At 73.1% G+C, this 21,527-nt stretch carries 8 protein-coding genes; 7 read left to right on the top strand and 1 reads right to left on the bottom strand.

Going from position 1 to position 21,527, the window contains the following annotated elements:
- The first annotated feature begins 1 nt into the window (after window position 1).
- Genes ACIRJR_RS35110 through ACIRJR_RS35085 form a run of 6 tightly spaced genes read left to right on the top strand, consistent with a single transcriptional unit; the run spans window position 2 to window position 19,541 of the window.
- A complete protein-coding gene (locus ACIRJR_RS35110; protein ID WP_403788493.1) occupies window positions 2-1,186 on the top strand; it encodes a cytochrome P450 in 1,185 nt (394 codons plus the stop codon).
- A complete protein-coding gene (locus ACIRJR_RS35105; RefSeq protein ID WP_403788491.1) occupies window positions 1,183-7,551 on the top strand; it encodes an amino acid adenylation domain-containing protein in 6,369 nt (2,122 codons plus the stop codon). The genes ACIRJR_RS35110 and ACIRJR_RS35105 overlap by 4 nt, the downstream gene beginning before the upstream one ends.
- A gap of 2 nt (window positions 7,552-7,553) precedes the next feature.
- Window positions 7,554-10,619 carry an amino acid adenylation domain-containing protein gene (locus ACIRJR_RS35100; RefSeq protein ID WP_403788489.1) on the top strand — a complete coding sequence of 1,022 codons (3,066 nt, stop codon included), beginning with the start codon at window positions 7,554-7,556 and terminating at the stop codon, window positions 10,617-10,619.
- A gap of 5 nt (window positions 10,620-10,624) precedes the next feature.
- Complete coding sequence (locus tag ACIRJR_RS35095) at window positions 10,625-10,888, top strand: phosphopantetheine-binding protein (protein ID WP_403788487.1); 264 nt, start codon at window positions 10,625-10,627, stop codon at window positions 10,886-10,888.
- Window positions 10,885-17,235, top strand: a complete 6,351-nt coding sequence (locus tag ACIRJR_RS35090) for an amino acid adenylation domain-containing protein (protein WP_403788485.1) — start codon at window positions 10,885-10,887, stop codon at window positions 17,233-17,235. Before ACIRJR_RS35095 ends, ACIRJR_RS35090 begins: the two co-directional genes overlap by 4 nt.
- Window positions 17,232-19,541 carry a penicillin acylase family protein gene (locus tag ACIRJR_RS35085; protein WP_403788483.1) on the top strand — a complete coding sequence of 770 codons (2,310 nt, stop codon included), beginning with the start codon at window positions 17,232-17,234 and terminating at the stop codon, window positions 19,539-19,541. The genes ACIRJR_RS35090 and ACIRJR_RS35085 overlap by 4 nt, the downstream gene beginning before the upstream one ends.
- Window positions 19,542-19,613: 72 nt before the next feature.
- Here ACIRJR_RS35085 and ACIRJR_RS35080 read toward each other — a convergent pair whose 3' ends face one another.
- A complete protein-coding gene (locus ACIRJR_RS35080) occupies window positions 19,614-20,381 on the bottom strand; it encodes a thioesterase II family protein (RefSeq protein WP_403788481.1) in 768 nt (255 codons plus the stop codon).
- Window positions 20,382-20,460: 79 nt separating this feature from the next.
- Between ACIRJR_RS35080 and ACIRJR_RS35075 the strand changes: the two genes are divergently transcribed.
- Window positions 20,461-21,483: an ornithine cyclodeaminase gene (locus tag ACIRJR_RS35075; protein ID WP_403788479.1), complete on the top strand. Its 1,023-nt coding sequence runs from the start codon at window positions 20,461-20,463 to the stop codon at window positions 21,481-21,483.
- Window positions 21,484-21,527 lie beyond the last annotated feature (44 nt).

Here is a 21,527-nt window from a genome sequence, read left to right as displayed (position 1 = left end):
CGTGACGACGAGCACGTGGACGCCGCCACCCGCCGACGAGGCCGCGCTGACCGACTGGCTGCGTGTCCGCGACCCGGTCACCCGGGCCCCGGGAACCGGCGGATGGCACGTCTTCGGCCACCCCGAGGTCAAGGAGGTGCTCGCCGACCACGGCTCGTTCTCCAACGCCGTGGTGCGGCCGGTGCCCGAGGACTCGCCGATGCGCCTCTACCGCACCGGCAACCTGACCTGGATGGACCCGCCCCGGCACCGCAACCTGCGGGGCCTGGTGAGTCAGGCGTTCACCCCCCGGTGGGCCGCCGAGCTCGAACCGATGATCCGCGAGACCGTCGAGACCTTCCTGGCAGGCCTGCGCGGCCGCGACGAAGTGGCCTTCGTACGGGACTTCGCCTCACCGGTCGTGGCCACGGTCATCGCCCGCATGCTCGGCGTACCCGAGAAGGGACAGCGGCTCTTCCAGGAGTGGTCGAGGAGTCTGCTGGCGCTCGCCGACCCGAGTGCCGAGGGCAACGGGCTGCAGAAGGTGCTCTCCCTCACCCAGGTCGCCGAGGCGTATCTGCACCAGTTCGTCGCCAAGCGGCGTGCCGCGCCCACCGACGACCTGACCAGCAAGCTCATCGCGGCGGAGATCGAAGGCGAATGTCTCGGCGACGACGAGACCGCCGGGCTGATCGCACTTCTGATGTCCACCGGCCAGGCCGCGACAATCACCCTCGTGAACGCGATGATCGTCCTCGGCCGCCACCCCGAGGCCGTCGCCACGCTGAGGGCCCGGCCGGACCTGCTCGACTCGGCCATCGGAGAGGTCATGCGCTACCGCTCGGAGACCACCCGAGTGGAACGCAGGACCGTCCGGGACACCGTGATCGGCGGACACGTGATCCCGGCCGGCGAATCGGTGTCGGTCTGGATCGCGGCCGCCAACCGGGACCCGCGGGTCTTCAGCGACCCCCATATTTTCGACATCGAGCGCACGACCAGTCCGCACATCGCCTTCGGGCACGGCATCCACTACTGCCTGGGCGCACCGCTGGCGCGCCTGGAGATCCGCATCGCCTTGCGTGCACTGCTCGACTCCACCCTTGACTTCACGGTCGACCCGGCGGGCACCCGCCTGCTCGACCCACGTCTCATGTTCGGCGCGAGTGAGGCGACCATCCGGTTCGCGTGGAAGGAAATGCAATGAAGGGGTACGTCCCGGGCGGGCTGGTCGCACGGCTCGCCGCACACGCGCAGGAGTCGACCGGCAAGCCGGCGCTGTCCATCGCGTCGCTCGGCGGCGGCCCACGCGTCGATCTGACCTACGGACAGCTGTGGGGCCGCTCGCTCGCGGTGGCCCGCGCCCTTACCGAGCGGGTACGGCCCGGCTCGCGCGTGCTGCTGCTGTTCCCCACCGCACCTGAGTTCGCCCCCGCCTTCCTCGGCTGTCTGGCCGCGGGGGTGATCGCCGTGCCCGTGCCGCTGCCGGTCGACGACGGCACCCGGCGCCGCGTGCTGAACGTGGCCAGGGACTGTGATGTCTCGCTCGTTGTCTCGCTGTCGTTCGTCCGGGATCTTGCTCTGGCCGGGGAGGACGCGGAACTGCGGGCTTTCGCCGAGGCCCAGGAGTGGCTGCTCGCCGATCTGATCGAGCCCGACACCGCCGACGACGGCGCGGACCTGCCGACGGCGGCCGCCGACGACGTCGCCTTTCTCCAGTACACGTCCGGCTCCACCAGTACCCCCCGCGGTGTGGTCGTGACCCACGGCGCGCTGATGCACAACGAGGCGGCCATCCAGCGGTCGTTCGGCGTCACGCCGGACTCCACGATTGTCAGCTGGCTGCCCCTGCACCACGACATGGGTCTCATCGGCGCGATGCTGCAGCCCCTCCACACCGGCGCCAAGGGCGTCGTCCTCGATCCGTTGTCGTTCATCCGACGCCCCGCGAGCTGGCTGGAGACCATCAGCGCCGAGGGAGCCGACATCAGCGGCGGCCCGAACTTCGCCTACGACCTGTGCGTGCGCAAGGTCACCGAGGAGGAGAAGGCCGGGCTCGACCTGTCCCGCTGGCGCGTCGCGTTCAACGGTGCCGCCCAGGTCTACCCCCGAACCCTGCGCGCCTTCACCGAAGCGTTCCGCGACACCGGGTTCCGCTCCTCGGCGCATCTGCCCTGCTACGGCCTGGCCGAATCGACGCTGCTGGTCACGACCGTGGCCCCGGCCGTCTCCCGGACCTTCGCGGACGGCCGGGAGCTGACCGCCTACCGGCTGCCCGACCACGCCGACGTGCGGATCATCGCCCAGGACGGCGACACCACGCTCGACGCCGGCCAGGTCGGCGAGATCGCCGTCGCGAGCGACAGCAACGGCGACGGCTACTGGGGCGGGAAGAGCTTCGGGACTCATCTGCGCACCGGTGACCTCGGCTTCCGCGACAACGACGAACTGTTCGTGGTGGGCCGTGCCAAGGACCTCATCGTCCAGCGCGGCCGAAACATCTACCCCGAGGACCTGGAGGCCGACGCGGGCACCTGCCACCCCGAGGTCCGGCCCGGGCGCTGCGCCGTCTTCGGCGTCGACCACGACGGCGACGAAGCGGTCGTGGTCTGCCAGGAGGTCGGCGCCCGCACCCCGGCCGCGCGGTACGCGGAGATCGCCACCCGGATCCGCGCCACCCTGTCGCGCGTCCACGGCGTCACCGCCCGCACAGTCCTGATCGTGCCACCCGGCACCATCACCAAGACCTCCAGTGGCAAGGTCCAGCGCTACGCGGCCCGCCGGCGCCACCTCGACGCCGTACTGCCGGTCCTGCACGACGACACGCTGGACGGACGCGCCTCCTCGCTCACGAACCTGCTGACGGGCCACTCCCTGACCGATGCGCTGCGCCTGCACATCGGATCCCTGCTCGGTCTCGCGCAGCCCCCGTCGGCCGACGCCGCCCTCGCCGACCTCGGCGCCGACTCGCTGACCGCGGTCCGTCTGCGGCACGACCTGGAAGAGGCGCTCGGCGTCGTCCTGCCGCCCACCGTCGCGCTGCGCGCGGAGTCCATCGACCGGCTCTCCGCCGCGGCCTCGGCCGCCGCGACCTCGCCGGCGGCCCCCGCCGTCGCGGCCGACGGTGTCGACAGCTATGTGCTCACCCCGTCCCAGCGCGCCGTGTGGTTCCTGCACCGGGCGGTGCCGGACAGCGGCGACTACAACGTCACGCGCGCCTTCCGGGTCACCGGGACCGTCGACGCCGGGGCCTTCCGCGCGGCACTGCGCGCCGTGGCCACCCGCCATCCGAGCCTGCGTCTGGTCATCACCACGCATGACGGCGCCCCGCACGCGGACGTGCGCGACACCTGCGCTCCGGAGGTCGAGGTCACAGACGGGCGCGGCTGGACCGACGAGCGGACCGCAGCCTGGTACCGCGACATCGCGACCCGTCCGTTCGACCTCGGCGCCGGCACCCCGCTGCGCGCAGCGCTGCTGCGGCGGGCGGACGACTGGCTGTTCGCGCTGTCCCTGCACCACATCGTGTGCGACGTGTCGTCCTTCGCGATCGTCGTCGCCGACCTGGCGGCCGCGCTGCGCGGCGAGCACGCCGACCCCCACCCGCTGCCGGCCCCCGTCGCGCCCGTCGAGCACGGTGACTTCTGGCGGTCCGAGCTCGACGGCGAACTGCCCACCCTCACCCTGCCCGACCTCGGCCGTCCCCGGGCCGGAGCGCCCCGTGAGTCCCTGGCTTTCCAGGTACCCGGTACCCGGCTGACCCAGTACGCCCGCGAGCACGGACTGACGCTGCACAACCTCCTGCTCGCCGCGTACCAGGACCTGCTGCACCGGCTGTCGGGCCAGCCCGACCTCATCGTCGGCGTGCCCACCGCCGGCCGCACGGACCGGTCGCTGGCCGGATGGGTCGGCCACCTGGTCAATGTGGTCCCCGTGCGCTCCACCCACCGTCCGGAGACGCCGTTCGACGAGTTCGCCGCAGCGACTCACCGCCACGTCCTCGACGTGCTGGACCACGCGGACACGCCGCTGTCCGACATCGTGCGGCTGGTCAACCCCGACCGGGACACCGCCACGGCCACGGTCTTCCAGGCCATGTTCACCTGCTACACGGCTTCGCTGCCCGGCGCGGCCGGCATTGTGACGGGAGACGAGCACGCGGAGCTGGCGGCGGGCGCCGTCGTCCTGCACGGCCATGCGGTCCCCGACCACACCACGCAGTCCGACCTCGGGTTGAACGTGGCCGTCCGCGACGACGTGCTGGACTTCCAGCTGCAGTACGACCCCGCATCGGTCTCCCGGCACCAGGCCGAGCTGGTGGCCAGGACCCTGCCGGTGCTGCTCGCCGGCGTCGGCGCGGGGACGCCGGGCCCGCTGCCCCTGCTCGCCGAGGACGAGGCCGCCGCGCTGATCGCCCGTGGGACCGGCCCCGGCGTGCCGCGCCCGGGGAACTACCTCGACTCCTTCGAGGCCTGGGTCGACCGCGCTCCCCACAGCATCGCCGTCGACGACGGACGGGTCCGGCTGACCTACGCCGAGCTGGACGCCCGTGCGAACCACGCGGCCGAGCGGCTGCGGGCCGCCGGCGTGGCCACCGACCGTACCGTCGTGATGAGCGCCGACCGATCCGCCGACTACCTGGTTGCCCTGGTCGCCCTGCACAAGGCCGACGGCGCCTACGTGCCGATCAGTCCGCGCGAAGCGCCCCGGCGGGCCGAGGCGATGGTCGACTCCGTCGGCCCCGCCGTCATCGTCGCCGGACCCTCGGGCCGCCATCTGTTCGGCGACCGGGAGGTGTTCGATCTCGCCGAGCTGGTGTCGGGCGCCACCGGCGTCCGGCCGCCGCGCCTCTGCCACGACCACGCCACCTCGACGATCATCCACACCTCCGGGTCCACGGGTGTGCCCAAGGCCGCCGTCTCCACCAACTACGGCGTCACCAACCACATGTGGCAGATGGTCGAGCAGTTCGGGCTCACCGAGCACGACTGTGTGGCGCAGACCGCCCCGGTCTCCTTCGACATCTCCGTATGGCAGTTGCTCACTCCGCTGATGACCGGCGGTCGCGTACGGGTCGTGCCCGAACCGGACTCGCAGTCCCCCGCGAGCCTGCTGAAGGCCGTCGTCGACGGCGGTGTGACCATGCTGGAGCTGGTGCCCTCCAACATGATGGCGCTGCTCGACGCGGGCTTCGCCGCGACGCCCGGCGCCCTGCGGGTGATGCTGTCCACGGGCGAGAGCCTCACCCACGACGTGCTGCGTCGCTGGACACGGGAGTTGCCCGGCATCCCGGTGTTCAACGCCTACGGTCCCGCCGAGTGCACCGACGACGTCACCGCCGGATTGTGCGCGGCCGGCCCCGGCGCGCCGATGACCACCGCGGTCGGCCGTCCGCTCGCCAACACCACCGTGCATGTCCTCGACGAGCACCTGCGGCCGGTGCCGCCCGGTGTGGTCGGCCTGCTGCACATCGGCGGCGGCGCGGTCGGCCGCGGCTACCGCGGGAACCCGAGGCGGACCGCCGAGATGTTCGTGCCGGACCCGTACGCGCCCGCCCCCGGCGGTCGGCTCTACCGCACCGGCGACCTCGGCCGCGTCAACGCCGACGGTGATCTGGAGTTCCTCGGCCGCGCCGACACCCAGATCAAGATCCGCGGCCAGCGGATCGAGGTCGGCGAGGTCGAGACCGCGCTGCGCCGGTGCCCCGGCGCCGTCGAGGCCGCGGTGAAGGTCCACCATGGGCCCGCGGGAGCCGCGCTCGTCGGGTACGTGTCCCGTCCCGGCGGGCCGCAGGGCCCTGCGACGGTGCTGGGCCCGGACGAGGACGAACACTTCCGCGCCCTCCTCGCCGACCTGCTGCCCCGGCACATGATCCCCACGATCATCGCCGAGTTCGGCCGACTGCCCCGGTCCAAGAACGGGAAGGTGGACTACCGGTCGCTGTCGTTCACCGCGCCTGCGGCCACGTCGACCACGGCAGACCTGGACGACCCGCTCGCCGCGGCCGTCCGGAACCTGTGGGCGGACCTGCTGGGACTCGACGCCATGGGCTGGGACGACAGCTTCTTCCAGCTCGGCGGCCATTCACTGCTCGCGCTCGCCATGATCGACCGGGTCAACGCCCTGCTCGACGTGCGGATGGTGGTCGATGTCGTCTTTGCCCACCCGCGGCTGCGGGACTTCGTCGGAGCCGTGCGCGCGGCCGACCCGGCCACCGCCGACCGGGTGCGGGACCGGGTTCCCGCGGACCCGTCGCGACCGGTGCCCGCCAGCGCCGCACAGCAGCGCTTCTGGTTCCTGCGCGAGATCGACCCCGACGCACCCACGTACAACATGCCGGGCGTGCTGCGGATGCGCGGGGACCTGGACGCGGACGCATTGGAGGCGGCGCTGCGCGAGACCCTGGCCGCGCACCCGGTGCTGCGGGCCGGGTTCGCCACCGCCGACGGCGAACTCACCTGGACCGCCCGCCCGCTCGAGGAGTTCGAGCTCGGCCGCATGGACCTGCGGGGCCCGGTGGCCGAGCTGGGTGACGAGGTCTTCGACCGACTCGTCGAGGACGAGGCCGCGGTCGTGGCCGACCTGCGCCGGGAGCTGCCGTTCCGTGCGCTGCTCGCACGGCTCGGGGAACGGGACTGGGGCCTGTTCGTCAACGTCGACCACATCGTGTGCGACGGCTGGTCCGTCGCGGTGTTCCTGAGCGAGCTGGCCGACAGCTACGACGGGCGGCGGCCTGCGGCGGCCGACTACGGATTCGCGGACTACTGCCTCGACGAGCGAGCCTGGCGGGACGGGCGCGACCGCGGTGAGACCGCGGCCCTGTGGCGGGACGTGGCCGCCCGTCCGGCCAGGCGGTCCGCACTGCCTGAGCGGGCCGTGCCGGCAGGGCCCGACGAAGCGCCGTCCGCCGGACACCGCGATGCCTTCGACGCGGACCTCGGCGCGACGGTGCGCGATCTCGCCGTCCGTACCCACACCACCCCGTACATGGTGTTCGCGACCGCGCTGGCCGCCCTCACTCACAGCGGGACGGACGAGCGTGAGCAGATCATGCTCGGCACCCTGATCGCCCAGCGCGACCGGCCCGAGTGGCGCCGGATCGTCGGCCCGCTGCTGAACGTCTCGGTGCTGGCCGTCGACCTGGCCCCGGCCGACTCACCGGACCAGGCGCTGGCCGCGGTCCGAGCGGGCGCCCTGCGGGCCTACCGATCGGCGCACGTGCCCTTCCAGGACCTGGCGCCGCTCCTCGCACCGGCCGACGGCGGTGACGGATCGCCGTTCGACGTGATGCTCGTGATGCAGCCGCCTTCCCGGCCCCTCGAACTGACCGGTCTCGACGTGACGGCGACCGATCTGGACATCGCCGCGGCCCCGTACCCGCTGCTGATCGACATCGAGGAGCGGGACGGCGGCTACCGGGTGACCTACCGCTACCGGACCGACCGGTTCGACGCAGCAGGCATCGAAGACCTGGCCCGTCGGCTGCGTGCCACGGTGCGCGCGCTGGCCGGTGCCGACGCGGCGTCCCTGGCCGAGCTGCTTCCCGTACGCGACCTGGTGGAGAGGACCTGATCATGACCGATCCGATCGCGAGCCCCGTGCTCACCCGGTTTGCCTCGTCGCGGCACGAGCGGCCCGAGGCCCCCGCCGTGGTGGCCGACGGCGTCACCCACACGTACGCGGAACTGGACGCCCTGGCCCGGCGGCACGCCGAGGCGCTGCGGGCAGCCGGCGCCGGGCGGGAGACCGTGGTGGCGCTGGTCGCGGACCGCGGCCCCGGGTACGTCGCGATGATGCTCGGCGTCCTGCTCGCCGGCGCGGCCTTCGTCCCGGTGGAGCCGAGCGTGCCGGTGCGGCGCGCCCGCCGGATGTGCGCCGACGCCACGGTACGGGCGCTCCTCGTCGAGCCGGGGCACGAAGCGTTCGCCGCCGAGGTCGTGGCCGGGCTCGACCCCCGGCCGAGTGTCCTCCTTGCCGCCACGGAGCCCGGCGGGCCGGATCCCCGTACGGCCCGGGAGACGGTGCGGCCGCGCGACGGCCTCGCGTACGTGATCTTCACGTCCGGGTCCACCGGTACGCCCAAGGGCGCGATGGTCGCGGACGGCGGCATGGACAACCACCTGGCGGCCAAGATCGCGGACCTGGGGCTCGGCCCGGCCGACGTCGTCGGACTCACCGCGCCGCTGTCCTTCGACATCTCCGTGTGGCAGACCCTCGTCGCGCTCACCGTCGGCGCACGGACCGCGGTGGCCGCGCCCCGCGACATCTCCGAGCCGGCCGAGCTCGTGGCGTGGGTCCGCCGGCACGGAGTGACCGTACTGGAGATCGTGCCGTCCTTCCTCGCCGTGCTCACCGCACAGCTCGACGACGATCTGCGTGCCGGGCTGTCCTCGCTGCGGTGCCTCGTCGCCACCGGGGAGGCACTCCCGGGCGCGGTCGCCCAACGCTGGTACGAGCACTGCCCGGACATCCCGATCGTCAACGCCTACGGCCCCACCGAGTGCTCCGACGACGTCACCCACCACGTGGTGACCGCCGCCGAGAGCGCTGCCCGGTCCTGGCCGTCGATCGGCCGGGAAGTGCTCAACACCCGGCTGTTCGTGGTCGACGCGGAGGGCCACGAGGTGCCGGACGGCACCGAGGGTGAACTCCTGGTCGGTGGCCGCGGGGTCGGGCGCGGCTACATCGGCGACCCGGTACGCACCGCGCTGACCTTCGTCCCCGACGGACTGTCCGGGGCGCCCGGCGCACGGCTGTATCGCACCGCCGACCGCGTGAGCCGTGCCGTCGACGGCACCATCGACTTCCACGGCCGCCGCGACCGGCAGGTCAAGATCCGCGGCCACCGCGTCGAGTTGGGCGATGCCGAGGCCGAGCTGCTGCGGGTGCCCGGCGTCCGGTCGGCCGCCTGTGTGTTCACCGGAGGGCGGCTGCGCGCCTTCGTGACGATGGACGCCCCGACCGACGTGGCCACTGCCGTGCGCGCATCCGCCCCGCACTACCTTGTCCCGCACGAGGTGACCGTGCTGGAGCGGCTGCCCGTGAACACCTCGGGGAAGACCGACCACCGGGCACTTGCGGTCCTGTGCGCCGACGATCCCGCCGCGGACACCGGCGCGGCCATCGCCCAGGAGCTCGACCTCGACGCGGCCCGCGAACTGGTGGCCGAAACACTCGGCGTGGCCGTGACAGGCCCGGACGAGGACTTCTTCACCGCGGGCGGCGACTCGCTCCTCGCGATGACCCTGGTCGCGGGTGCCCGCGCCCGGTTCGGCGCGGAGGGCACATCGCTGCGGGCGTTCCTGTCCCGGCCGACCCCACGAGGTCTCCTCGCCGCTGTGGAGGCCGCGGAACCGGTGACCCGTGGCGAGGAACCGCGCGCTGTGGGCGCCGTGTCCTCCGGACAGGAACGGCTGTGGTTCTTCGAGCAGTTGCACCGCCGCAAGGCGCCCAATCTGCTGATGCTCTCCCTCGACCTGTACGGCCCGCTCGACGAGGAAGCGCTTCAGCACGCGCTGGCAGCCGTCGTCGCCCGGCACGAGCCGCTGCGCACCGCCTTCACCCAGGAGCGCGGCGTCCCGAAGGCCGTTTTGCGGCCCGCTGCCACGTTCCTCCTGGAGCCGGGCACCGCGGACGGGTTCGAGATCTCCGCCCGCACCCCCGAACCACCGCTGGCGCAGGCCCGGCTGGAGCGGATCGCCGACGACCACCACGTCCTCGCGATCGCCCTGCACCACTTGATCGCCGACGGCTGGTCCCTGGAGGTGCTCAAGCGGGACATCGCCGAGTACTACGAGCGGGCCCTGGCGGGCGACACCAGGGTGTCCCTGCCCCGCACCGCGTTCTCGCACTACGTCGCCGCCGAACGCGCCTGGCTGGAGAGCCCCGACGCCGAGGAGTGCACGCGGTACTGGACCGGGGAGCTGGCGGGTGCCCCCGGCGCTCTCGACCTGCCGCTCGACCGGCCCCGGCCGGCCAAACCGACCTTCGAGACCGACCACACGGTCACCCTCCTCTCGGCGGACGACACCAAGGCGCTCGCCGAGACGGCCCGGGCCCACGGCGCCACGCCGTTCATGGCCGTGCTCGCCGCCTCGTACGTCGTGCTGCGCGAGGCGACCGCGACCACCGACCTGGTGCTGGGCATCGACTCGGTGAACCGCTCGTGGCCGGGCAGCGAGGAGCTTGTCGGCACGTTCGTCAACCAGCTCCCGGTACGGCTCGCGCCCGGCGCGGCACCGTCCTTCGGCGACCTGCTGGACCTGGCCCGGCGGCAGGTGCTCGGCGCGCAGGAGCACGACCGGCTCCCCTTCCACACGATGGTCGCGGCGGTGAACCCGCCGCGCCGCCCGGGCCGGTTCCCGCTGTTCCAGGTGAAGGTCACGCACCAGAGCGCGTGGCGCACCGGGATGCGGATCGGGGCCCTGCGGATCGAGCCGCGCGAGCTGGCCGACCCCGTGATGGACCTCGACTTGATGATCGACGTCTCCGGCGAGAACGACCGGCTCCGGCTGGAACTCCTGTTCTGGCCGGAGACGCTCGACTCCGCGACCGTCGCGGCCTGGGCGCGGGCGATGGCCGACGTGCTGCGCGCCGGCGCGGCCCAGCCCGATGCGGTACTGACTTTCGGCGAAAGGTGATGAAGGTGTCGACACAGAATCAGGTCGCCGCGGTCTGGCGAGAGTTGCTCGAGAGGGAGACGGTCGCCGTCGACCAGGACTTCTTCGAACTGGGCGGCCACTCGATGCTGGCGGTGCAGGTGCTCTACCGGCTCACCGAGGTGACCGGTGTCGAGCTGGCGCTCGAGGACTTCTTCGAGCTGGGCACGGTCGAGGAGGTCGCCGCCGAGCTGGACCGCCTGCGCACCGACCGCCGCTCCGCCGAGCCGGTCTTCGAGGGGGAGCTGTGAGCGCGCGGGACGTGCTGAGTCGCCTGGACGACCTCGGCGTGACCCTGAGCCTCGTCGACGACCGGCTCCGGTACCGCGGCCGGGGCGAGGAACTGTCCGCCGAGCTGCTGGCGCAGATGAAGCTGCACCGGGAGGACCTCATCGGTCTCGTCGGCCGACGCGAGGGACTGACCTGGCCCCCCGCTTCGGGCGCGGACACCGGCCCGCTGACGGCCGCTCAGCGCTCGTTGTGGGCCACCGCGTACTTCGCCGAGGACGGCACCTACAACCTGTGCGGGGCGCTGCGCCTGCACGGCCCGCTCGACCAGGACGCGTTCGTCACGGCGCTGCGTGACCTGCACGAGCGGCACCCGTCGCTGCGCACCGTCTTCCCGGTGACAGACGGCGAACCCCGGCAGAGGGTCCTGTCGTCGGTGGAACCCCCGCTGACCGTGGCCGGCGCGGCGGACCTGGAGGCCTGCCTGGCCGAGTGCGCGCGCCTCGCCGACCTGCCCCTGCCCATGGACACGGCCCCGCCGGTGCTCATGCGTCTGTTCCGGCTCGCGCCGCAGGACCACGTCTTCTTCTTCGTCCTCCACCACGTGATCGCCGACGGCACGTCGTTCGGCCCGCTCCTCGACGATCTCGCCCGCTGCTACGGCAGCCGGATCGCGCGGCAGCGGCCGCCCGCCCCCGCCGGGGACGTCGCCATGGCCGACTACGCCCGCTGGGAGGCCGAGCGGGTCGCCCACGCCGATCTCACCTCCGCCCGCCGGTACTGGCGGGAGACGTTCGACGACGCGGAGCTGAGCGGCCTTCCGCTGCCTCCGCTGCTCGACGGGGCCGCCGCCGGGCGCGGCCACGCCCACCGCGTGGTCGTCCCGGCCGGCGCCACTGCCGCGGTGCGGCAGATCGCCGAACGGACCCGCTCCGGCGTCTTCACCGTGGTCACCACCGCCGTCGCGGTCGCGCTGTCCCGCTACACCGGGCGCGAGGACCTGGTGGTCGGCATGCCCGTCTCGCGGCGCGACCGCACCGGCCTTGAGCGGGTCGTGGGCCTGCTGCTCGACATGGTCCCGGTCCGGCTCGATGCCGGCCACGCCCCCTTCGCCGACCTTGTGCGGCGGACCCGGACGGCCGTCCTCGGCGGTGTCCGGCACGCGCCCGTACCCGAGGACGTCCCCGCCGCCCGGTCCGCGTTCAACGTCATCGTCACCGACCTCGGCACCGCGCTGCCCGCGCCCGACTTCCCCGGCCTGGCGATCGAGCATGTCGAGGTGGCACAGGTCGGCGCCAAGTACGGGCTGAACTTTCTGGTCCGCGACGAAGGCGAGACCCTCACGCTGTACGTCGAGGCGGATCGCCGGGCCGTGGCCGACGCGGACGTCGAGGCGATCGCGAGCACCGTCCTCGCGGTGCTGGCCGCCGCCGGCGCCGACCCGGACGCCCCGGGCACCGCGCTCGCCGCCGGAACCTTCGGTGCCGCCGCCCCCGGCGCGCTCGCCGCGCCCGCCCGGCAGCCGCACGCCGGCGAATCGCTGACCGGCCGCCTCGCCGCGACGGCCCGTTCCCGGCCGGACGCGATCGCGGTGAGCGCACCCGAGGGCGAGCTGACGTACGCGCACCTGTGGGCGCGGATCGAAGCGACCGCGGAGGGCCTGCGGGCGCGCGGGATCGGCGCCGGGGACGTGGTGGCCGTCTCGCTGCCGCGAGGCCTTGATCTCGTCGTCGCGATCATCGGCGTGATGGCTTCGGGGGGTGCCGGCCTCGTGCTGCACGAGTCCTGGCCGACGGCGCGTGTGACCGACATCCTCACCGACTCCGGCGCCCGCCTCACCATCACCGATGACGCGACGGTGCCCGGGGAGCGGGCCGCCCCCGCCGAACTAGCGGTCCCGGCGGCCCGGACGCGGCTCGCCCACGTACCCGCCCATGCCGTGGCCTATGTGATCTACACCTCCGGTTCCACGGGCCGCCCCAAGGGTGTAAGGGTCACCCATCGGAACGTGCTGAGCCTGCTCGACGCGACCGCCGACGGCTACGGACTCGGCCCCGACGACGTGTGGACCCTCTTCCACGCCTGTTCGTTCGACGTGTCGATGTACGAGATGTTCGGCTGCCTCGTGCACGGCGGCAGGCTCGTCGTGGTGCCGCGCCTGACGACGTGGGAGCCGGAGGAGTTCGCCGAGCTGTGCGCGCGCGAGCGGGTGACCGTGCTCAGCCAGACCCCGTCCGCGCTGACCGTCATGCTGCCCGCGCTCGCCGCGCGGCCCGACTCCACCGAGCATCTGCGGTACGTCCTGTTCGCCGGCGAGGCGCTGGACCGGCGGCTGGTCGAGCGCTGGTACGAGGAGGTCGGGCACCGCGCCGAACTGGTCAACATGTACGGGATCACAGAGACGACGGTGCACGCGTCGTGGCGCAGGCTGCGGCCCGAGGACACCCGGACGGCGGAGTCCGACATCGGCACGCCGCTGCCCGGTACCGCGCTGCACGTGCTGAACGACGACGGAGTACCGGTCGCCGACCGGTGTGTCGGCGAGATCTACGTCGGCGGTCCGCAGGTCAGCGACGGCTACCTCGGAAGACCCCGGGAGACGGCCCTGCGGTTCCTGCCCGACCCGTTCACCCCTGTCCCGGGCGCCCGGATGTACCGCTCCGGCGACCTCGCCCGACGCAACGGGACCACCCTGGCCTACCTCGGCCGCCGCGACCAGCAGGTACAGGTCAACGGCTTCCGGGTGGAACTCGCCGAGATCGAGGCGGCACTCTGCACACGGCCCGGAATCGCCGCGGCCGGTGTCGCGGTCGGCACGGACGACAGCGGTGCGCACCTTGTGGCCGTCGTGGTTCCCGAGGCGGGTGCCACGCCCGAACCGGCGAAGCTGCTGGCCGCGGTGCGCTCGACGCTGCCCCGCTACATGGTCCCTCGAACCGTCGTGGTGGTCGACAACCTGCCCCTTACCCACAACGGCAAGCTCGACCGGCGGGCCGTGGTCGCCGCCGCAGCCACCGCCCCGGTGCCCGGGTGCGTGCCGTCGGCGCCGGGTGACACCGCTCCGGCCGATCCGTCCGAGGCGCTGCTGCTCGACGTGTTTCGCGATGTGCTCATGGATCCGTCCGTCACCACCGGTACCGACTTCTTCGACGTCGGCGGCGACTCCATGCGGGCGATCCGCGTGGTGGGCCTCGCCAAGAACCGGGGCCTGGACCTGACGGTGAGGGACGTGTACGCCGCGCCGACGGTCGCCGCCCTCGCGCCGCTCGCCGGAACCGGGGGAGCGGAACGGACCGTCCGCGAGCCGTTCTCGGGCCTGCCCGCCGGTGGCGTCTTCCCACCGGACGTCGTCGACGCCTATCCGATGACCGCTCTGCAGTCGGGGATGGTGTACCACCAGGAGATGACGCCGGACGCCCGCGTGTACCACATCATGCTGAGCTACCGGGTGCGCGGCGTACTGGACCCGGGGGCCTTCCGGGCGGCCGCGCAGGCCGTCACCGACGCTCATCCGGTGCTGCGCACCAGCTTCGACCTGGCCGGCGAGCTGGGACCTGTGCAGCGGGTGCACACCGGTATCGAGGTGCCGTTCGTGTTCGAGGACCTGACCGGGCTCGATGCCGAGGGTCAGGAGGAGCGCATCCGGCAGGTCGTGGCGCGCGAGACCGCCGAGGACTTCGACCTGTCCCGGCCGGGCTTGTTCCGGCTCGTGGGAATCGCCACGTCCGCGACCGACTACCAGCTGATCTTCACCCACAACCACGTCATCCTCGACGGCTGGTCGGTGAACGTCTTCTTCGAGGACCTGCACGCCCGGTACCTCGAACTGCTCGACGCGGCGGGTACGGTGACACCGCGGCCGGTTCCGCCCGCCGGCTTCGGCGACTACGTGGCCCTGGAACAGCGGGCGCTCGCCGATGAGGAGAACCAGAGGTTCTGGGCCGGACGTACCGCGGGCCGGACCCGGCTGATCGCACCGGAGCGGTCGGGCACGCCCGTGATGCGACAGTTCCACGTGGATCTTGCGGGCCGCCTCGACGATCTGCGGGCCGTCGCCGGCCGGCTCGGTGTGCCGGTGAAGACCCTGTTGAGCGCCGCGCACCTGCGGGTCGTGTCCTGGCTGACCGGCTCCGACGAGGTGACCACGAGCATGGTGTTCGGCTGCCGGCCCGAGATCTCCGACGCCGACCGCGTGCTCGGTCTCTTCCTCAACCAGCTTCCCCTGCGGGTCGCGCTGGGCGAGCAGTCGTGGGCGCAGCTCGCGGCAGGCTTGCACGAGGAGGAGCGGGAGATGATGCAGCACCGCTGGTACCCGAACGCGGCGATCCAGACCGCGCACGGCGCGGAGCCTCTGTTCGACTCCAGCTTCAACTTCACCGACTACCACGACACCCGCCGGATGATCGGTGCCGGCGGACTGGAGCTGTTGGACTCGCAGGAGCTGGAGTCCACGCATTACACGTACAGCTCCGCTTACACCGTCGACGTCCGCACCCAGGAGTTGCGGCTGCTGATGGAGTACGACGCGGCGGCGCTCCCGGAGAGCACGATGGTCCTCGCGGCCGAGGCGCACCGCAGGTCGCTGGCCGCGATCGTCGAGGACGCCGGGCAGCCCTTCCGCGCGACGCCGCTGCCGGGCATCGCCGACCTGGCACGTCTGCTGGCCCCCGGCGCCGCCGACGAGGCCGGGTCCCCCGCGCGGGCGCTCGCCCCGCTCGTGCCCAGTGTCCCCGTCACTGCCCCCGTCACCACCCCGGCGGGCACCCCGAAGCCCGTCCGCGCTGCGGTGGAGGCCGAAGTCCGCGCGATCTGGGCCGAGGTCCTGGGCATCGCGGACATCGACGCGGAGACGCCGTTCTTCGACGCGGGCGGCGACTCGCTGACCGCCATGCAGGTGGTCAGCCGGCTCCGGGCCCGCCACGGCGCACTGTCGATGCGCGCCTTCATGGCCGAGCCCACGATCGCGGGCGTGGCGAGAGCCCTGGGGGGCGGCACGGCCCCGACGACGCCGGCCACGGCACCCGCGGCCGCCGGGCCCGCGTCCCGCCACCCGCTCTCCCGCGCCCAGCGCCAGATGTGGGACGTGGCCGGCCGGCTCCCCGGCATCGGACTGTTCGCCATGGCGGGTGCGCTGCACGCCGAGGGGCCCCTCGACATCGCGCTCCTGGAGCGGACCTTCGCTGAACTGGCGGCCCGTCACGAGGCGCTGCGCACCCGCTTCGAGGACACTGGCGACGGCCCGGTCCAGGTGGTCGAATCCCAGGTCACGATCCGGATCGACATCGAGGACCACACGGCCGACGGGCATCCGGCCCGTCAGTGCGAGCAGCGCATGGCCGCCGCCGCCCGAACGGCGCTCCCTCTCGACCGGGCTCCGCTCCTGCGCGTGGTCGTGCACCGGATCGGCGAGGACCAGCACGTCGTCTTCGTGAATGTGCACCACATCGTGTGCGACGGCCGGTCGCTCTCGGTGCTGCTGTCCGAAGCCGCCCGGATCTATCGCGAGATCGCCGCCGACGGCGCACCCGCGCCCCGGCCGGTTCCCCGCGGCAGTGGCGCCCTCGCCAGGGACCGGGCCCACTGGCTCACAACCGACGAGGGCACGCGCCAGCGCCAGTTCTGGCGCGACCGGCTCGCCCCGCCGTTCCCCGCGTTCGCCGACGGCCCCGGCAGCCGCTTCGCCGAGCTGAACACCCAGGCCTCGTTCGTGCAGCGGCTGCGGTCGGCAGTCACCCGGACGACGCTCTCCGCCGATGACGTACGGACGGTGCGCGCCGCGGCCCGCGCCCACAGCATGACCGACTTCATGCTGGTGCTCGGCGCCTACGCCACGACGCTGCGACAGTGGAGCGGCCGGGAGGACATCCGCATCGCCACCATGCTCGCCAATCGCGTCGAGCCGGGCATGGACGAGGTCGTCGGGCTCGTCACCAACACCGTCGTCCTGCGGATGCGGCTGGACGACACTGATCCGGTCGCGGTCGGGAGGCAGGCCCGAGAGGTCTGTATCGACGCCTTCGACAACCAGGAACTTCCGTTCGAGGAGGTGCTCGCCGACCTGCGGGACCGGTGCCCCGACGAGGGGCCGGTGTTCGAGGCGGTGCTCGTCGGACAGGAGGAGGTTGCCACCGTCGCGCCCGACGAGGGCCTCGTCTTCACTCCCTACGCACCCGGCCGCGACGTGCTGGGCGCCCAGGTCGTGGCCACCGAGTCCGGCTTCGTCCTCGGGCTCGTGCCCGCCGGCGACACCCTGGTGCTCGAACTACGCTTCAAGCCCGCGAGCACGCCGAAGGAGCTGGCCGCCGAACTGCTCCACGCGATCACGACCGCCGTGCAGGACGCCGCCACCGCCCTGCTGGAGACCTCGTGACCTGCCCGGCGCACCGTCCGCGCCTGCGCCGCCTGTGGCGGCTGCCGACAGTCCGGGTGGTGGGCGCGGCGGGCCCGGCCTCTGTGCTGCTCGCCGTCGTGCTCTTCCCGTGGCCCTGGGCGTCGGCGGCCGTGCTCGTCGCGGGCGCGGCCGGCATCGCCGGTTATCTGCATCGCAACTGGGGCCGGGTCGCAGTTGAGCGGCGGTTGCTGCGCGCCCTGAGGGACTCGGCCCCGCGCTGCCCCGGTGACATCGAGGTGCCCACGCTGACCGCGCCGGTGCAGGTCGAGTGCGGTGGCGACGGTGTCACACGGATCACCGCGCGGACCTACCACGACGCGATCCGCGCCCTCGGCTACGCGATGGGCCGTGACCGCGGATTCCAGCTCGACCTCGTGCGCCGGACCGGGGGCGGCAGGCTCTCGGAGGTGTGGGGCAGGACGGCGCTGCCGGTGGACACCGTGTACCGCCGCCTCGGGCTCGACACCGCCGCCCGGGTCGCGGCCGAGCAGCTCGCCGAGCCCGAGCGGGAACTGCTGACAGCGTTCGCCGACGGGGTCAACGCTGCCTACGCGCACGACACCCCGTTCGAGTGCAGCTTCCTGTCGTACCAGCCGCAGCCGTGGCGGGTGGAGGACAGCGTTCTCACCTCGCTCGTGCTGTCGCATTCGCTGTCCTGGAACGAGGACGCCAAGCGGGCGGAGGCGGTCGTGCGCCGCGCGCTGCCCGCACCCGTCGCCGAGTTCCTGCTGCCTGGCGGGAGCGCCGCGGGCCCGCCCCCCGGCCTGGCACGTCACCGCGCCGAGCAGGTCACCGACGACCTCCTCGCCCTGGACAGCGCCATTCCAGGCTCCAACTGCTGGATCGCGCCCGGGGACGACGGGCCACTGCTCGCCAACGACCTGCACCTGGCCCTCGGCGTGCCCAATGTCCTGTACGAGGTCGACCTCGCGTGGCCCGGCACCCGCCTGCGCGGCCTGGCCAGCCCGGGCCTGCCGGTGGTCTTGTCGGGCACCAACGGACGGATCGCCTGGGGTGTCACGAACCTCACTGCCGACGTGCTCGACCTCGTGCCGGTCGAGGAACAGGACCTGCGGACGCGGACGGAGGAGATCCGCATCCGCGGCCGCGGGCCGGTCACCGTGGACGTCACCACCGTCGGCACGATGCCGGTCGCGCCCGACGCGCTGAGCGGGGAGAAGGTCGCCGTCCGCTGGGCGGGGCACGATCCGCGCGCCGCAGACCTGCGGTTCCAGCGGCTCGCCCACGCCTGTGACGTCGACGAGGCCGTCGCGGTCCTCGACGACGCCCACGGGGTCGCGCTCAACGTGCTCGTCACGGACCGGAACCGGCTGACGCACGTGGCGACGGGGCTGCTGCCCCGCCGCCCGGCCGGCAGCCCGCGCGGCGAACCGGCCGACGGCCACCTCACCGGTAAGGAGCGCCCCCGGATCGTCGAACCCGCCGACGGTGTCCTCGTCTCGGCGAACGACGGCGCCCTGCCCGAGGACGAGTTCCGGATCGGCCTCGACCTGGACCCGGGCCATCGTGCGCGCCGCATTCGCGCGGTCCTCGGCGCGGCCGAGCGGCACGACGCGGCGGGTATGCGCGCGCTCCAGCACGACGTCACGGCCGCTCTCTACCTGCCCTACCGGGACCTGGCGGTCTCCGCGCTCCAGCGCGGTGATCCGGTCCGGGCCCTGCTCGCGGAGTGGGACGGCACCGCGGCGACCGGCTCGCGTGCGTTCGGTGTCCTCGTGCGCCTGCGCGACATCCTGGCCCGGCGCGTCCTCGCCCCCTACGTGGTGGTCTGCCGCGAGCACGAAGCCTCGTTCCGTTTCCCGTTCCGGGACTACGACCGTCCCGTGCTCGCGATCCTCGGCGCCCGTGATCCGGCACTCCTGCCCGCCGGGACCAGCGACGTGGACGGCTTCGTCGCCGACTGCGTGCGGGCGGCGCTGCCCGCACGTCCGCAGAAATGGGGCCGGCTGAACAGGGTCGGCTTCCGGCATCCCCTCACCGCACTCGCGCCGTGGGCGGACGGGCTGCTGGGCATCCGCCCCCGCGCACAGGCCGGAACGTTGCACACCGTGCGCACCGCCGTGCCGGGCTTCGGCGCGGCCGGCCGGGTCGTGGTCACGGTGGACGACGTCGTCACCGCCGAATTGCCCGCCGGTCAGTCGGGGCATCCGCTGAGCCGGCACTACGCGGACCGCCACGCAGGGTGGGCGAGCCCGGTGCCGCTGCGGACACGGGCCCGCCGGACCGGCTGCCACCATGCGCTGCGGCCTCTGGAGAGCCGCTGAGGTGGCCGGCGGATAAGAGCGTGTGGGCGGCGTGGGACACCCGCCGCCCGCGGCCCGACCGGCCACCCACTCCTACTCGGACGGGCTCCCGGCCACCGGACCGAGGTCCCGACGGATCTCGGCGAGCAGGGCCTCGGGCGCGGAGAGGAACGCGAAGTGGTCGCCGCTCAGCTCGACGGACCGGCAGTCGACCGACACGTCCGGCCAGCCGTCCATGAGCTTCGTGGGAATCTCGGTGTCCTCGGACCAGCCGATCGCCGTGATCCCCGAATGGACGATGATCCGGCCGGGGGAGTACCGCCGGTTCGCCTCCAGATCGTCGGCGAGGACCGTCAGGCCCATCTCGACGAGCGGGCCACTCGGCTCACCACCGAGCGCGGTGATGATGCGGCCCAGTTCGGCACGGAGCCCGTCGCGGCCGAGCGCGAAAAGCCGGCTGTACGGCCCGTCGTGCGGCGCAACCTGTCCCGAGACGAAGATCCGCTGGGGCAACGGGAGCCCGACCGCGGCGAGTTGCCGGGCCACCTCGACCCCGGGAAGCGCCCCTCCGCAGTGCCCGAAGAACGCGAAGGGCCGGTCCAGATAAGGCCGCAGGTACTCGACGAGGTCCCGCGCCATGTTCTCGTACGTGCCGTAGTGCGGCTCGGCGATCCGGTTCTGCCGGGCCGGCGGCTGGATCAGACAGACGTCGATCGCCCCGATGCGCCGAGGCCACGCCTGGTACATCGAGGCGCCGCACCCCGAGTAGGGAAACAGGAAGAGCCGGGCCGCTGCGTCCGGGTCCGGGGTGCGCAGGAGCCAGCGCGGAGGCTTCTTGGTGCGAGGTCGCGGAGATGTCATGCGGGCGACCGTAAGGGAGCCCGTCCGAGCCCCTCAAGGGGCGCAAGTTCCCATGTTCCGAAACGAGAGGAAGCAGTCCATGCGAGCCGAACCCAGACCTCTGCGGTACCTCGACGGCGCCACCGTCAGGTCGCTGTGCGCGGAGATCGACCCGCTCACCGCGGTCACCGAGGCCTTCCTCGGAGTGCGCGCGCACCGGTCCGGCGTGGCGGCCGAGGCGGCGCTGCGCTGGCAGGCCCCCGACGGAGCCGCGGCCCGCAGCCTGGTCCTGCCCGCCTGGCACGAGGGCGCGTACGGATGCAAGGTCATCAACGCCAGCCTGGGCAATCCGGACCGGGGCCTGCCGCGTGCCGCCGGTCTGATCCTGCTCTTCGACAGCGAAACGGCCGAACCGGTCTCCGTCATGGAGGGCGCGCACATCAGTGCGCTGCGCACCGCGGCCGTCTCCGTCGCCGCGCTGCGCGCCGTCCGCCCGCTGTCCACCGTGGACCGGGTGGCCCTGCTGGGGTCCGGCGTACAGGCACGCACGCACCTGGGTCTGCTCGCGGCGCACGGCGCGGTGAAGTCGGTCAGCGTCTTCGACCTGTCGCCGGCCAGAAGCCGGGCATTCGCCGAGGACCTGCGCACATCGCTGCCCCAGATCGAGTTCGAGATCGCGGCCGACCCCGAATCGGCGGTCCGTTCGGCCCCGGTCACCCTCGCCTGCACGACGACCACGACCCCCTACGTCCCGCTGGCCTGGCTGCCGGAGGGTTCCGTCTTCGTCAACGTGTCCCTCGACGACGCCGCCGAGGACGTACTCCTTGGCGTGGAGCACCTGTTCGTCGACGACTGGCACCTCGTCAGCGAGGACGACACCCGCCTCCTGGGCCGCCTCGCCGGTGCCGGGCGGGCCACCGGTCCGGGGACGGAGGCGCCGGGGGCCCGGCAGGTCGACGCTGACCTCGCCACACTGCTGGCGGGCGCCTACGAGCGCCCGATCACCTCCACCGACCGTACGGTGATCAACCCCTTCGGCATGGGCGTCCACGACGTGGCTCTCGCGACCCGCGTCCACTCCCTCGCCCGTGACAAGGGCGCCGGAATGCTCCTGCCCCGCTGACCACCGCGTTCAATCCGGCCTTCATTGACCGGCCGATCGGGCCG

The organism is Streptomyces sp. NPDC102402, from assembly GCF_044765765.1.
GTDB lineage: Bacteria > Actinomycetota > Actinomycetes > Streptomycetales > Streptomycetaceae > Streptomyces.
The sequence above is the reverse complement of the archived record's forward strand: the minus strand, read 5'-3'. Positions and strand labels throughout refer to the sequence as shown.